The organism is Flavobacterium silvaticum (assembly GCF_012911565.1).
Lineage (GTDB): Bacteria > Bacteroidota > Bacteroidia > Flavobacteriales > Flavobacteriaceae > Flavobacterium > Flavobacterium silvaticum.
The window spans coordinates 238,378-252,575 of the sequence record NZ_JAAMPU010000108.1; the positions used below are offsets into that span (position 1 = coordinate 238,378).

Consider the following 14,198-nt stretch of genomic DNA (forward strand, 5'->3'; position numbering starts at 1 on the left):
GAACAACACTTGGTACAGAAGTTTATTTATATCGATTGTAATTTTTAATTATTAATTATTCATTGTTAATTGACCCTGTGAAAAACATCATCCAAAATATAAACAAAGCGTTTGATCACCGGATACGATTAGGCATCATGTCTATCTTGATGGTGAATGAATCTGCCGATTTTGGGACGTTGAAGGAATTACTGGGAACGACCGACGGCAATCTTGCTTCACACGCAAAAGCACTCGAAGTCGAAAATTACATAGTTGTGGAAAAACAATTCATCGGACGAAAACCAAATACCAGTTACAAGGCCACAAAATCGGGTCGGGAAGCATTTGAAGCCCACATTGATGCTATCGAAAAACTGATACGCAAAAGCTAACTTTTTTTTTGATTTTAAACTTTGAAATACAAAGTACTTTATATGATAAATTCCAGATTCAACGATTCTTCTCGGGACAGCATTTTACTGCTGATTTTGTTCTGCTTCCTCCTTTTGATTGTCCGAATGTGTTTCACAATGACACATCATTACGCTTTTTTGATCTGGAATCTGTTCCTGGCGTGGGTGCCGATTGTCATTGTCAACTATTTAATAAACCGACGCAACATTAAAGGAATCAAGCTCATACTGACTTTTATCACCTGGCTGCTGTTTCTGCCAAACGCACCTTATCTCATTACAGATCTATTGCATTTCAGGCACACGGCAAACATGACAGCTTGGTTCGATGTATTGCTGCTGTCGGCTTTCGCTATTAGTGGATTGCTTTTCGGGCTTGTCGCCTTGTTTCGGATGCAGCAAATACTGAACTCGAGAATCGGTAAAAAACAGGCGGATATACTGATATTCTTCTCAGCGGTTTTATCAGGCTTTGGCATTTACCTCGGCCGATTCGAACGATACAACAGCTGGGATGTGATAAGTAATCCGTTTTCTCTGGCATTTGACATCATTCGACTCTGTATAACTGCCAGAAGTGTCGGTGTTACTCTTGGTTTCGGGCTTCTGTTTTACCTGGCTTATTTCTTTATCAAATCACATTTTAAATCCAATACTTATGGAAACACTCACTCAAACACAGGAATATAATCCGCCATTTTCCGGTGAATATTCAACAGCTGTCGCCGTTGCTTCTTTTGTAATCGGTTCTGTTTTTTTTCTCGGCTACATTCTATCTCCCGACGACAACATTCTTATTGCCGGTTTTATTTACGTGATAATCGCCGCATTTGCCAACACATTGATTTTACTCCATTTACTTTTCCTGGCTTGGATAAAACCCGGGCTTCGGCAACAGCTCTCTGTCCGTATGCTGATAGTACTGGCTAATATTCCGGTCGCATTCTTTTATTTCTGCTATTTGTTCAACCCTAACCTTTTATAATCATGGAAAACCCACAAAACCAATCTCAGGAATTTCAGCCGAAAACTCCTTTCTGGCAATCTACAACCGCACGTCTTTTAATGGTCGGCGCATTGACATTGATCTTACTGATTCCATTGCTTCTCGTCGACAATCTCATATGGGAAAGATCCCAACGAAAGCAGCAGGTCGTCAAGGAAATTAGCGACAAATGGGGAACAGATGTGTATTTATATGGTCCTATCGTCAGGATTCCATACACGGTTTATGAAGAATCAGTATCGGTCAACCAAAAAACAAAAGAAACCGTAACAAGCCGCACCGCAAGCACTGAATACGCCTATTTCTTTCCGGAAGAATTGCAGAACGATTCAAAAGTCGAAACCGATAAACGCAATTATGGCAATTATGAATCTGTCGTTTATACTTCCAGAATGGACTTTAAAGGGAAATTTTCTGCGCCTGATTTTTCTTCGCGTGATATTGCCGATGCAGACATCCAATGGGACAAGGCATCGGTCGTAATCAAAACTACAAACCTTAAAAGCATCCGTGATGAAGTCCGTCTCAAACTTGGCGATTCAAACCTGACATTCGAACCGGTTTTCAACAATGCCGAAAATGACAGCGTCGACGCACTTGAAACCGGCTATTTTGATGCACGCCAACTCAAATCAGCCAGCACCTTCCAATTCAAAATGACCTACCGCGGCAGCTGTCAGCTATTGCTTGTCCCGATTGGAAAAACTACCACCGTAAGCATGCAATCGAACTGGCCGGATCCGAGCTTTACCGGAAATTTCCTTCCGGCAGACGACAAGAAAATCACCCAAAAAGGTTTTACCGCCAACTGGAAAGTGCTTCATGTAAACCGTCCGTTCGGCCAGCAAACTTTCGGCAGCCTGCCAGATTTGGCGCGGTTCGCATTCGGAGTCAAATTCGTGATTCCCGTAGACGAATACCAACAGAACCAACGCGCCTCAAAATACGGTTCCCTTATGATTGGCCTGACATTCCTGATCTTCTTCCTGATTCAGGTCCAGAGCAAAATCAAGATCCATATTTTCCAATATACCATGATTGGCCTCGCACTCATCATGTTCTACACCTTGCTCATTTCCATAACCGAACACAGCAGTTTTATGTTCGCTTATCTTGTCGCATCGGCAGCGGTAATCGCCATGATTTCGCTGTATTCCATCTCGATTCTTAAAAACCGCAAGTTTCCGGCGCTTATCGGAATATCACTGACCGTGTTGTATAGCTTCATTTATGTCATCATCCAACTGGAAGATTATGCGCTTTTGTTCGGAAGCATCGGATTGTTCGCCATACTTGGAGGCGTGATGTGGGTTTCGAGAAAAATGGAATGGAGTTGAGTTAATGGTTAACAGGTAACGAATAACAGTTAAATGATTTGGGCGTGCCGGCGGTTAGGGATTTTATGGAGCAAATAGATTAGATAAACACCAGATCCTTTTGCACATCTTATTCCGCCGTCAGGCTGGCGGGAGTCGCTTTTTGGCAACCTAAAGAAGGTTGTCAAAAGAGCTCCAACAGTCCCGCCATCCTTCACGCACGCGCATGGTCAAAAGTTGATTTGCCTCCTTTTTCACGCGTTGCCAAAAAAAAGAGGTTGTCCCTCCCACCCTAGCAAGGTAACCATCCTACCAACGCCCCAAGTACATTTTTTCTGCATCAAATCCTAAAAAATCAATCCCATGAACACATCCGAAAACTGGGTCAGCCATTTCACCCAAAATGCCAAAAACCACCGTGTGGACTGGAGCCTCAGACCAAAGTTGACAACCAGCCAAAAAAATCAGATTCTTAAATCGCTCCAAGCGTGGCAACTCGGCGAAACCTCGGACGGCGCACACTTACTGGCCGCCTCAAAAAAATACGCATTCAAAATAAACGACTTCATCTATCCCATATCCGTAGAACTTTTCATACGCGAAGAACAAAAACACGGAAACAACCTGGGAAAATACCTCGACCTGATTGACGAAAAACGAATCGAAAAAGATTGGGGCGATACCTTATTCCGAAAAATCAGGTACTTCAACACCAGCATGGAATTATGGACGCTTGCCGTCATCACCGTAGAAAGTTCGGCTCAATTATTCTATCAATCGCTTCACGACAGTTCCGATTGTAAGTTATTGAGGCAAATATGCGAGGACATTTTGATAGATGAAGCCTTCCACATCGAGTTCCAGACCGAAAGAATGCACACCATTTTCCAGCTTACACCAAACTGGCTCAAACCTATCCGCTTTGAAATCTATCGCTGTTTTTACTTCGTGACTTCAAGCCTGGTTTGGTTCGGGCATCAAAAGGTTTTGAAACAAGGAACACCCACGTTTGGATCATTCCTGAAAGCCATGTCGGTCAAATTCAACGAAAACTTCGGTCGGGTCAAACAACCTGTTTCCAAAGGCCAACCCGAATTCCATATTTCCAATTTACAGGCAATAGAAACCAGTTATTTCTAATGAAAATCCTGATTGTAAATCCGCCTCATCTTTCAATCGGAAGCCGATTGGCCGGTGAACATTTGCCTCCGCTCGGGTTGTTGTCGATTGGTGGGCCTTTGATTGATTCCGGTCACGAAGTTTCACTTCTCGATTCCGATTATTTCAACGACAGCATTCCATCTGTCGTTCAAAAAATCAAAGAAGTAAATCCTGAAGTCCTGCTCATGGGACATTCGGGCTCTACATCGGCACAACCTGTAATAGAAGACATCAGTCGAATGGTCAAACTCCGGAATCCGGAACTCAAAATCATCATTGGCGGCGTTTTCCCGACCTATCACTGGAAGGAAATCCTGCAGAAAAACGAATCAATAGATTATATTGTTTGTGGCGAAGGCGAAGAAACCATTACAAAATTGGTATCGGCTATCGAACAGCAATCGGAACTTAATGACATTCGTGGAATCGCCTATCGGAACAGCCGTGAAATCATCAAAATGCCACCTGCAGCTACCATTAAAAGCCTGGACGATTTTCGAATCGGCTGGGAATTGATGGACGGCTACCATTACACCTATTGGGGTAAACGAAAAGCCGTTGTCATCCAGTTTTCAAGAGGCTGTCCGTATCCTTGCACCTACTGCGGGCAAAGCCTTTTCTGGAAAAAATGGCGGCACCGAAGCGCAAAATCCCTCGTAGACGAAATGGAAATGCTACACAAAAAAATGGGTGTCATCGTCTTTAATTTCGCCGATGAAAACCCATCGTCAAACCCAAAAGCATGGCGCGAATTTTTACAGGAATTGGTCAGCCGGAACCTGAAACTGATCCTTGTGGCTTCCATCCGCGCCGATAATATCGTGCGTGATGCCGACTATCTGCATTTATACAAAAAGGCAGGTTTTGAACGGTTCCTGCTCGGCATTGAGAATTACGACGAAGCCATTCTCGAAAACATCAAGAAAGCCGGCGAAATCTCAAAAGACAAAGAAGCGATCCAGCTTTTACGCCAACACAATATTTTGTCCATGGCGACTTATGTTGTAGGTTTCGGCGAAGAAAAACCGCGTGATTTCTACAACAGCCTGAAGCAACTTTTGTCCTACGACCCAGATCAGGTGCAGCTTTTATACGCCACGCCACACAAATGGACGCCTTATTTCGAGGAAGTACGCGACAAGGAAATCATCCTGACCGATCAGCGAAAATGGGATTACAAACATCAGGTGATTTCGACGCGATTCGTAAAGCCGTGGCTCGTAATTTTGTTCGTGAAAGCCATCGAAATCTTTATGCAGACACGACCAAAAGCATTGATCCGGTTATTTTTCCACAGAGATGCACGGCTTCGAAGTGCCATGCGTTGGTACAGTAGAATTGGAAAACGCGTCTGGTTCTGGGAATTGCACCAGTTCTTTTTTGTGACGCCTTTATCGAAAGAACGCATGAAAATGAAAGACTTTTGGGCATGAGTTTCAGTAAAAACTATTTCGCCATTTTCGTGGTGCTTTTTGCCATCGAGGCCTGTATTGCGCTATTTGTCCATGACGGTTTTATCAGGCCGTATGTGGGCGATGTTTTGGTCGTCATGCTGATTTACGGCTTTGTGAAAAGTTTCATCGAACTTCCAGTAATCACAGCTGTCGTTTGTGTTTTAGCCTTTGCTTTTTGTGTCGAATTCCTGCAATACCTGAACATTGTCGATAAACTCGGATTGTCGGAATCACCTTTGGCGCGAACCGTAATTGGAACTTCCTTTTCGTGGAATGACCTGCTTTGTTATACCATCGGATGCTTGCTGATCGTGGCATCTGAAAAAAATCAACTAAAAAAACAATCATGAAAATCATAAAATACATGCTGATGCTGCTGGCTTCGAACACAGTAGTATCACAAATTCCGGATCTGGTCCAGACCGATGGCATCTTTACACCAATCCACCAAAACAACATTGGAAAAATCGTGTTCCTTTCCCGCAACATCCCGCTTGACAGTTTGTCTGAAACGGATTTTCTCAAAACATATGACCTGAATAAGCAATCCAACCTCAACATTCGGGTTTTTATGGATAATTCGGTCATTAATTACCAGCATCGGCTCGCGCCAAATCTATCTGCCGAAGAACTGAACGTGAGCGGCAATTACCAATTCTCCTTTTTTGTAGATGATAAGCCTATTTATTCCGAGAACATCCATTATGGTTGCGGTCTGCGAAAAAGTACAACGACAACTTTCCGCGTTCCGTTTACCGATACCAATGGTGGCGATTGGTGGTCTATTTATTTATTTGACAGATTTAAGGATAATGGCGGAAAGAAAGCGCTGACCGATGGAAGACACCGGTTTCGGGTCGAACTCAGGCCATATTTAAAACTCGGTGAAAAAACAATCGTGGGTGATTTGATTGCGAAAGGTCAGTTGGAACTTGTCATCAAAACCCCGAAAATCACTGAAAAACAGCTTGCGATCCAGCCGATTCCACCAGCATCCGGTTTTGGCATTTCAGATGAATGGTACGATAAAAAAAAAATCCGCGAACTCAATAAGAAGATTATTTCAGATGAATTCCGACAGATCACCAGCATCGCCGTCATCAAAAACGACAACCTTTTAATCGAGGAATATTTCAACGGAGCCGACCGGAAAACAATCCACGACACGCGATCGGTCGGCAAATCGTTTACGTCGATCCTGATGGGAATGGCTATTTCAGATGGTTTCATAAAAGACGAAAACCAGACATTGGGTGAATTTTATGACCTCAAACAATTCGCCAATTATTCCGACAATAAAGCCAATATCAAACTTCGGGATTTATTGACAATGAGTTCTTCGTTCGATGGTTCCGATAAAAAAAGCGACTCGCCCGGAAACGAGGAAAATATGTACCCGACCGAAAATTGGGTAAAATTCGCGCTCGATTTGCCGCTTGACGCAACCAAAGTGAACGGCGGCCAATGGGATTATTTCACGGCAGGAGTCATTTTGCTAGGTGACATCCTCGATAAATCGATTCCGGGAGGTCTTGAAAAATATGCACAAGAGAAACTGTTCAAACCGCTTGGAATTACAAAGTACCAATGGGAATACACGCCCCAAAAAGTGGTGAATACGGCTGGCGGCTTGAAAATGGGCAGTCTTGATTTTGCCAAAATCGGTCAACTGTATCAAAACAAAGGCAGTTGGAAAAGCAAACAACTTGTGCCTCAAAACTGGATTGAAAAATCACTGAGCCGACAATTACAGATTCCGGATCGCGACAATGAATTCTACGGATTTCTGTTCTGGAATAAAACCTATAAAGTCTACGGAAAGGAATACGAAGTGTCTTACTGCGCCGGAAATGGTGGCAACAAAATTTTCATCTTTAAGGATCTGCCCTTGACTGTCGTGATTACGGCGACTGCTTACAACAGGCCTTACGCACATTCGCAGGTTGACCGGATGATGACTGAATTTGTTTTGCCGGCCATTTTAAATCTCAGGTGAGCAATGGAAATTTTATCCTTTATGGTACTAGTTCTAGCTTTTCTATTTATCGTCGGTTGCCTGTTCATTGCTTTTGGGTTCTTGCTATATTTACCTTATCTGCCCATAAGGAACTTGCTTTTAAAGACGGGAAAAATCACTTCGGAAAATGGTAAGACAATCGGCAGGATCTATATTTCCTTGATTATATTGTTCGAAATCTTTATAATTTTTGAAGCTATCTTTCCATCGGATGATTTTTACAGACAGGAATTCAAAACCATAACTTACCGGGAATTACCCCAATCAGCAGCCTTTATATCAAAAGATTCCAGTTATCCGGATTTTCATGGAGATTACGGTTCAAGTGCGCAAATAAAGTTATCGGAAACCGATTTCATCAGCTTAAAGACCGAGATGGCAAACGATTCCGGATTTGAGGTTTCTAATCAGTCCAGAGGTTCCGCTGAAATCGATTACACCCATCAAAACATAGCAGATTCTGCTATTTCCATCCGATTCGTCCAAAAGACAAATGCTGAAAGTAAGTACCGAAGCATTGAATTTCTTAATGATCAACGAACGATTTTTGTAAACCTGATTAAGTCATGACCAATATGAAAAACGTGCGGATACTCTTTTTCGCCTCTGGAATTCTCGCCTTTCTGACCTCACTTTTTTTGCTGTATAATTATCACCTGATGCAGGTTGAAGATCAGTATGGCGATTTACAGCAAGTCTATTTTGATGGGGAATCGGGCGATGTCATTGTGAACAACACCAACGGAAAAACAGGCATTTTACTTTTTGAAAAAGGGCTGGTTTTCGTGGTTTCCGGTTCCGAAAAAAAAGAACTGAACGAATGGTTTGGGCGGCAAGCTTATAATGGCTACTATTTGTTTGTGTACAGAAATAAGTCTCTGCCGGATATAAAATCACTTTCGGCGAATCAACTTGCCCATGAACTTCAAAGAAAGCAAGTAAGCCTTGTGGTACGGATCGATTCCCGCTGATTACTCATTGAGCAATTGCTGGAATTTTTCTGCGAACAGCCCAATGTGATAGCCGTCGGCCAGGCCATGATGCAAATGAACTGATACCGGCATGGATTTCTTTCCATCTTTTTCCATCATCTTCCCTACTGAAATCTTCGGGCAACTGTCTTTTCTCAAAAAACTCCTGGCGTGCGAAAGACTCGTGAAATCGACCCACGGAATCGCGGAGAAATGTATGGGATCGTCACCTCCGCCCGCAGGCAACAGGTTTGTTGAATTCTTAACCTCATCTATCACTTTGAGGGCTTTTTCATAGAACAATCCACTTTCTTCGTAGTAGTCGATATAGGAAAAACCGAAAGTGCCGTCAGGTCGTGCAATAGTAGATGAAGCGCGGACCACATCGAACAGGAAAACTTCGCCATCTATGACCCGATATCGGAAATTTTCGATGGCGTTCACAGCCTGCAAAGTCTTGTGCAGATACACCAAAAAGAACGAAACGCCCTGAGCCTTGGCTTTTCCATAGGCAATGGTGCAATCTACTGTAAACGTCAGTCCGAAAAACGGTTCCTCGAATTGGGAGAAAAAATCGAAATGATCTTTTCGGTTCCAGGTGGCTTTATCTATTTTGGTTTTCATGACGGGCTTTTTAGGGCTACAAAATTCGGGAATTATGAAGCCAGTTGGCCTGAATTATTGTTTATTATTATTTTTATTTTTTATTCTGTGCCCAAATAACCTTTAACTGTTAACTGTTACCCGTTAACTGTTAACCCAATTATTAATTGTTAATCGTTCATTGTTAATTACCTTTGCCCCATGCAAAAACGCCTCAATAAATTCCTCGCAGAAACCGGCCGCTGTTCACGACGCGAAGCCGACGTAATCATAACCGAAGGTCGTGTGACCGTAAACGGAAAACCTGCAGAAATGGGGATGCAGGTGAGTTTTGAAGACGAGATCCGGATTGATGGGAAACTGGTTGAGGAACGTCATGAAAAACCAATCTACCTGGCATTCAACAAACCACCCGGAATCGAATGCACCACGAACCAGGATGTGCGCAACAATATCATCGATTATATCAATTACCCCAAACGTATCTTCCCTATCGGCCGTCTCGACAAAGCCAGCGAAGGCCTGATTTTCCTGACAGATGACGGCGATATCGTGAACAAGATCCTTCGCGCGCGCAACAACCACGAGAAGGAATATATCGTGACGGTGAACAAACCCATTTCGAATAAATTCATTACGCGAATGGGCAACGGAATCCCAATCCTGGATACGGTGACGCGTAAATGTGTGGTGGAACAGATCAGTGAATTCGTATTCCGCATTATTTTGACACAGGGATTGAATCGTCAGATCCGCAGAATGTGTGAATATCTGGATTACGAAGTTGAAAAGTTACAGCGTGTCCGTATCATCAATATCAAACTTGACTTGCCATTGGGCCGTCATCGCGAACTGACCGACGCTGAAATCACGGAATTGCAGACGCTGATCGAGCCATCTTCCATGACCGAAGAAGCGAGCCTGCCAAAAGTGGAAACGACTCGGGCAAAAGAATTCACCAAACGGGAACCACGTGAGAAATATCCGGCGAAACGGGATTTCAAAAAACCGGATTCCGATGCTCCAAAACGTAATTTTTCAAGAAACGACACGCCTCGGGATGCATCGACCCCGAAAGATTACATCCGTCCAAAACGCACTGAAAATAGTGACGGAAGCCGTCCGAAATTCAACCGTGACGAAAAACCGCGTGATGTATCGGCACCGAAAGACTACAGTAAGCCTCGCCGCAATGAAGGCGATAATGACCGCCAGAAATTCAAACGTGACGAATCAAAACCCCGTGACGAACAACGCCCAAAAACCTTTACAACTCCAAAGCGTTTTGAAATCATCAAAAAAGACGATCCGCGTTACAAAGGCAAAGACGAGCTGTAAGACAATATCCTACAGACAGTTCGCGTTCATGGGTTAATCAACCTGACCAACATGAACATCAAGAAAACGGCCCTGATTGCTTTGGGCGCGACGGCCATAGCTGTGAGTTTCGGATTCGCCGGAATTATGGGCTTTCGGGCTTTTACCAAAAAAATATATACGAACCGCAGTTGCGAATGGGCCAATATCGATCATATCGAATTAAGGGCACGCATAAACATTCCGGCCATACGCGATTGTGACTGCAATTATGACGATACGCAAAAGCAAAAGACTTCCCTTTTCCATATCTCAACCGCCGTGGTCGATATGGACCAATATGTAAAGCGGAATCGGTTAAAGCTAAACCAACGCGCTGCCCAAAAAGCCACTGCGCTTTTCACCGATCCGGATTTGCGAAACGCTGAAAACCTGTATTTCCGATCCGGTTCATCGGCTTCACACGATTATGTCTTATTGCTGAACAAACAAACCGGAACACTCGGCGTACGCATCGATTATAAAGAATAATCCCATTTAAATATCATAGTCCCGAAACGGACAATCCTCAAAAGTAACAAGCTATGCTTGTCGCTAAAAACACACTATTGCACCAATATAACCCTTTTCCTATGAATACGTTACTTAAATTTTCGGCTGTTTTAATTATTGTTGCTGTTGCGTTTGTTTCGTTACGGCTGACGGAAAAACCTGTGAAAAAACACGAAATCGAGGACGTTGCCAAACAACGGTTACAAAACAATGCGGCAAAAGCTTTGAAATTCGTGACCGGAAAAAAAGACTACAATGATTCGTTGGTTTTTTTGATCGACATGAAAATTCCTATTCGTAAAAATCGATTCTTTGTGTATAATCTTAAACAGCAAAAAGTCGTTGATTTAGGTCTTGTCGCGCATGGAGACGGATCACATAAAGACAATGGTGACTTGGTTTTCAGCAACGTAAACAATTCCCATTGTACATCGCTGGGTAAGTATTCAGTTGGGGTAAGCTATGTGGGAAAATATGGAAAATCATATAAACTTCACGGACTTGACGAGACAAACAGCAATGCATTCGACCGCAATATTGTACTGCATGCGTATGAAGACATGCCATCTGAAGAAAATACGGATCCGGTCTATTTAAGTTTCGGATGCCCGATGGTAAGCACCAAATTCTTTAAACGACTCGAGCCTATCATTGATTCATCTGATAAAAAAATCCTGTTGTGGATCTATTACTGACGGACGATGATCTTTTTGGAAGTAACCGCGTTTCCATTGGTAATCTTCAGGATATACATACCGGAAGCGAGACCTGGAATAGCAATTTGATTTTGTGAACCAAGATTCGATTCAATGACTTTCTGGCCGGTAACCGTAAAGATTTCCGCTTTTGCTGAAGCTGAAAAAATACCGTGGACATTAACTGTTTCGTAAGCCGGATTCGGATAGACCGAAAACACGACTTCGTGTTCCGACTTCAACCCTAATTGTTCCTGTAATGCCGTTATAGCCGCTTCCATATTTGGCAATGGACCAACGTTTCCGCCACTTCCCTGTGCGATTCCGGTGTCTTTCAACAAGGTACGGATATCTTGTGGAAGCATATAGGAACCTGTCTGCTCAAAATAATATTGCTGCAAAGCGACTACACAACCGGAAACCACCGGAGTCGCAGAACTGGTTCCGCTGAAAATGGTATACTGCTGATTATAATCGCCACCTATTTCGGCCGCATCACCGTATCCTGTCGCGTAGACATTGCTCGCCCAACCCTGGACATCGACGCGGCTGCCGTACGTACTGTATGAAATTTTATTGTGGCTTGTGTTAGGCGTTCCACCACCAACGATTATGGCTCCGCTGTCTCCGCGGTTCATATAATTTTGGTAAAATGTAGCATCGAGGTTCTGGTTTCCGTTTCCTGCGGCGGCTACAATCGTAATTCCACTGTCGGTAGCTGCTTTGACCAAATCCCAGGAAACCTGATTGAATTCTTCCGGGACATAAGCCGTCGAGGTTTGGCCGCCTGTCTGCATTTCAAAAATGATAACGTCGCCCGCAACTGAATTTTCAATCGATTGGCTTATGGCGAAAACACGATTATAGCCTGTTTCCTGCCATTCCGGAAACATCAGGAATTCAGCTGCATTGTATGACAATCCGGTGATTCCGTAGGTTCCGTTATCGGCACACATAATTCCGGTTACGGCAGTTCCATGATCTACGTAAGCCGGAGTCGCGTCAGATGAAATAGTCATGTCCGGTCCGAGCTGTACTGCTGCCACGTCCACGAATTCCTCGTGTTGCTTGTTCATGCCGTATTCCACATCGCGTATCCTGATTCCCGTTCCTGTCAGTCCCATATCGTGTGCATATTGCATGTTGACGCCAGGATCTGCTTCATAATACGTTTGGAGCGGACGGAAATCCGGCGTTGCCGGAGCGATATCTGCCGGAGGAACAATGGGTTGTTTCGATACCAGTTCACAATATCTTACGGCTGACAGGCGTTCGAGTTTTTCGGCAAGTGCCAATAATTCGGTATTATCGGCATTGGCCATATGGATTTTATAAATTCCCCTCAATACGTGTACAGCCGATGCATTGCCCTTGAATCTTTTGGCATCGGCTTCCATTTCTGACAATTTCTGGTTATTGATGGCAATACCTTTTTCAAATGTAAACTGATATTCCGCCTGAAGCGATTCGAGTTCCGGAAACTGGTAAACGAGAGTTTGCGTCAGTGTGCCTGCAGAAAGTACATCACTTGGCTCAAATGCCACATACAAATCATGCATGGCATCAGGTTTTTGCAAATGAAATTGTCCCTTGCGGTTTTGCGTGAAACCGATAACCGAAACCAACAGGATAATGGGAAGTAGAATTCTATTCATAGCATTAAAAATGAAAGCGTTGCTTTGCGGCAAATGTAACAATTTACCTTTTCCAATGGTCGGGAGGCGAAAATTTTAGGATATAAAAAAAGACCCGATTGGGCCTTTAATCTATTACTTTTTCAATTCGCGTTTCTGTTCGCGCGCCAGTAAGGTGTTCTTGAGCAGCATGGCAATTGTCATGGGTCCGACGCCACCCGGAACCGGCGTGATGTAAGACGCTTTTTTACTCACGTTTTCAAAATCCACATCGCCGGTAATTTTATAGCCTTTTTCCGAAGTTTCATCGGCGACGCGCGTGATGCCAACGTCTATTACGACTACATCGTCCTTAACCATTTCGGCTTTGAGGTAATTCGGGACGCCGAGGGCAGAGATAATGATATCGGCCTGAGTGGTAATCTGAGCAATGTTTTTAGTATAGCTGTGCGTCAATGTAACCGTCGAGTTTCCGGGAAAGCCTTTTCGCCCCATCAGAATACTCATAGGTCTTCCAACTATATGGCTTCGGCCGATTACAACAGTATGCTTTCCTTTGGTTTCAACGCCGTAACGTTCGAGAAGTTCCAATATCCCGAACGGAGTCGCAGGAATAAACGTACTCATATCAAGTGCCATCTTACCGAAATTCTCCGGATGGAAACCGTCAACATCCTTAGACGGATCAATCGCCATGATGACTTTTTGCGTATCGATTTGTTCCGGAAGCGGCAATTGCACGATGAATCCGTCTATATTGTCATCTTCGTTGAGTTCCTTGATTTTTTTGAGCAATTCGGTCTCGGAAGTCGTGCTTGGCATCTTGACCAGCGTCGATTCAAACCCGACCATTTCACAGGCCTTCACTTTGCTTCCTACATAGGTCAGGCTCGCGCCATCATTACCGACGATTACAGCTGCCAGATGCGGCACTTTTTCACCGTTGGCTTTCATTTTGGCAACTTCAGCCGCTATTTCGTTTTTGATGTCAGAGGAGACTTTTTTTCCGTCGAGAAGATTCATATGTAGTTGTTTGTTTTTAAAATCTGTAAATAAAAAAGACGCGTTCACACACGT

At 43.7% G+C, this 14,198-nt stretch carries 15 protein-coding genes and 1 pseudogene; 13 read left to right on the plus strand and 3 right to left on the minus strand.

Going from position 1 to position 14,198, the window contains the following annotated elements:
* The first annotated feature begins 77 nt into the window (after positions 1-77).
* From G6047_RS15220 to G6047_RS15265, 10 genes are all read left to right on the plus strand, one after another.
* Positions 78-374, plus strand: a complete 297-nt coding sequence (locus G6047_RS15220; RefSeq protein ID WP_169528482.1) for a winged helix-turn-helix domain-containing protein — start codon at positions 78-80, stop codon at positions 372-374.
* 138 nt (positions 375-512) lie between these two features.
* Positions 513-1,085, plus strand: coding sequence for a DUF1361 domain-containing protein (locus tag G6047_RS15225; protein ID WP_169528483.1), 573 nt, complete (start codon positions 513-515; stop codon positions 1,083-1,085).
* Positions 1,054-1,380 (plus strand): hypothetical protein, encoded by a 327-nt coding sequence (locus G6047_RS15230; RefSeq protein WP_169528484.1) that lies wholly within the window; start codon positions 1,054-1,056, stop codon positions 1,378-1,380. The genes G6047_RS15225 and G6047_RS15230 overlap by 32 nt, the downstream gene beginning before the upstream one ends.
* Positions 1,381-1,382: 2 nt before the next feature.
* Positions 1,383-2,738: a cell envelope integrity protein CreD gene (gene creD, locus G6047_RS15235; protein ID WP_169528485.1), complete on the plus strand. Its 1,356-nt coding sequence runs from the start codon at positions 1,383-1,385 to the stop codon at positions 2,736-2,738.
* Between the two features lie 342 nt (positions 2,739-3,080).
* Positions 3,081-3,857 carry a ferritin-like domain-containing protein gene (locus G6047_RS15240; RefSeq protein ID WP_169528486.1) on the plus strand — a complete coding sequence of 259 codons (777 nt, stop codon included), beginning with the start codon at positions 3,081-3,083 and terminating at the stop codon, positions 3,855-3,857.
* Positions 3,857-5,311, plus strand: coding sequence for a magnesium-protoporphyrin IX monomethyl ester anaerobic oxidative cyclase (gene bchE / locus G6047_RS15245; protein ID WP_169528487.1), 1,455 nt, complete (start codon positions 3,857-3,859; stop codon positions 5,309-5,311). Before G6047_RS15240 ends, bchE begins: the two co-directional genes overlap by 1 nt.
* Positions 5,308-5,682 carry a ribosomal maturation YjgA family protein gene (locus G6047_RS15250; RefSeq protein WP_169528488.1) on the plus strand — a complete coding sequence of 125 codons (375 nt, stop codon included), beginning with the start codon at positions 5,308-5,310 and terminating at the stop codon, positions 5,680-5,682. Before bchE ends, G6047_RS15250 begins: the two co-directional genes overlap by 4 nt.
* Positions 5,679-7,328, plus strand: a complete 1,650-nt coding sequence (locus G6047_RS15255) for a serine hydrolase domain-containing protein (RefSeq protein WP_169528489.1) — start codon at positions 5,679-5,681, stop codon at positions 7,326-7,328. The genes G6047_RS15250 and G6047_RS15255 overlap by 4 nt, the downstream gene beginning before the upstream one ends.
* Before the next feature lie 21 nt (positions 7,329-7,349).
* Complete coding sequence (locus G6047_RS15260; RefSeq protein ID WP_169528490.1) at positions 7,350-7,919, plus strand: hypothetical protein; 570 nt, start codon at positions 7,350-7,352, stop codon at positions 7,917-7,919.
* Positions 7,916-8,320, plus strand: a complete 405-nt coding sequence (locus tag G6047_RS15265) for a hypothetical protein (protein WP_169528491.1) — start codon at positions 7,916-7,918, stop codon at positions 8,318-8,320. Before G6047_RS15260 ends, G6047_RS15265 begins: the two co-directional genes overlap by 4 nt.
* Here G6047_RS15265 and G6047_RS15270 read toward each other — a convergent pair whose 3' ends face one another.
* The gene (locus G6047_RS15270) at positions 8,321-8,944 is read right to left on the minus strand and encodes a chloramphenicol acetyltransferase (RefSeq protein WP_169528492.1); all 624 of its coding nucleotides are present in this window, start codon (positions 8,942-8,944) and stop codon (positions 8,321-8,323) included.
* Positions 8,945-9,124: 180 nt separating this feature from the next.
* Here G6047_RS15270 and rluF point away from each other — a divergent pair.
* The 3 genes and pseudogenes from rluF to G6047_RS15285 form a co-directional block, all read left to right on the plus strand.
* Positions 9,125-9,892 (plus strand): annotated as a pseudogene (gene rluF / locus G6047_RS15275) (23S rRNA pseudouridine(2604) synthase RluF); the annotation flags it as partial.
* 420 nt (positions 9,893-10,312) lie between these two features.
* Positions 10,313-10,771, plus strand: coding sequence for a hypothetical protein (locus tag G6047_RS15280; protein WP_169528494.1), 459 nt, complete (start codon positions 10,313-10,315; stop codon positions 10,769-10,771).
* 182 nt (positions 10,772-10,953) lie between these two features.
* Entirely contained in the window at positions 10,954-11,487 is a 534-nt protein-coding gene (locus G6047_RS15285; protein ID WP_317168296.1) for a murein L,D-transpeptidase catalytic domain-containing protein, read from the plus strand.
* Here the strand turns inward: G6047_RS15285 and G6047_RS15290 are convergent.
* Together G6047_RS15290 and G6047_RS15295 are read right to left on the minus strand one after the other, a co-directional pair.
* Positions 11,481-13,142: a S8 family peptidase gene (locus tag G6047_RS15290; RefSeq protein WP_169528496.1), complete on the minus strand. Its 1,662-nt coding sequence runs from the start codon at positions 13,140-13,142 to the stop codon at positions 11,481-11,483. The two genes, G6047_RS15285 and G6047_RS15290, sit on opposite strands and share 7 nt — an antisense overlap.
* 114 nt (positions 13,143-13,256) lie before the next feature.
* Positions 13,257-14,144, minus strand: coding sequence for a bifunctional 5,10-methylenetetrahydrofolate dehydrogenase/5,10-methenyltetrahydrofolate cyclohydrolase (locus tag G6047_RS15295; protein WP_169528497.1), 888 nt, complete (start codon positions 14,142-14,144; stop codon positions 13,257-13,259).
* Between the last annotated feature and the right edge of the window lie 54 nt (positions 14,145-14,198).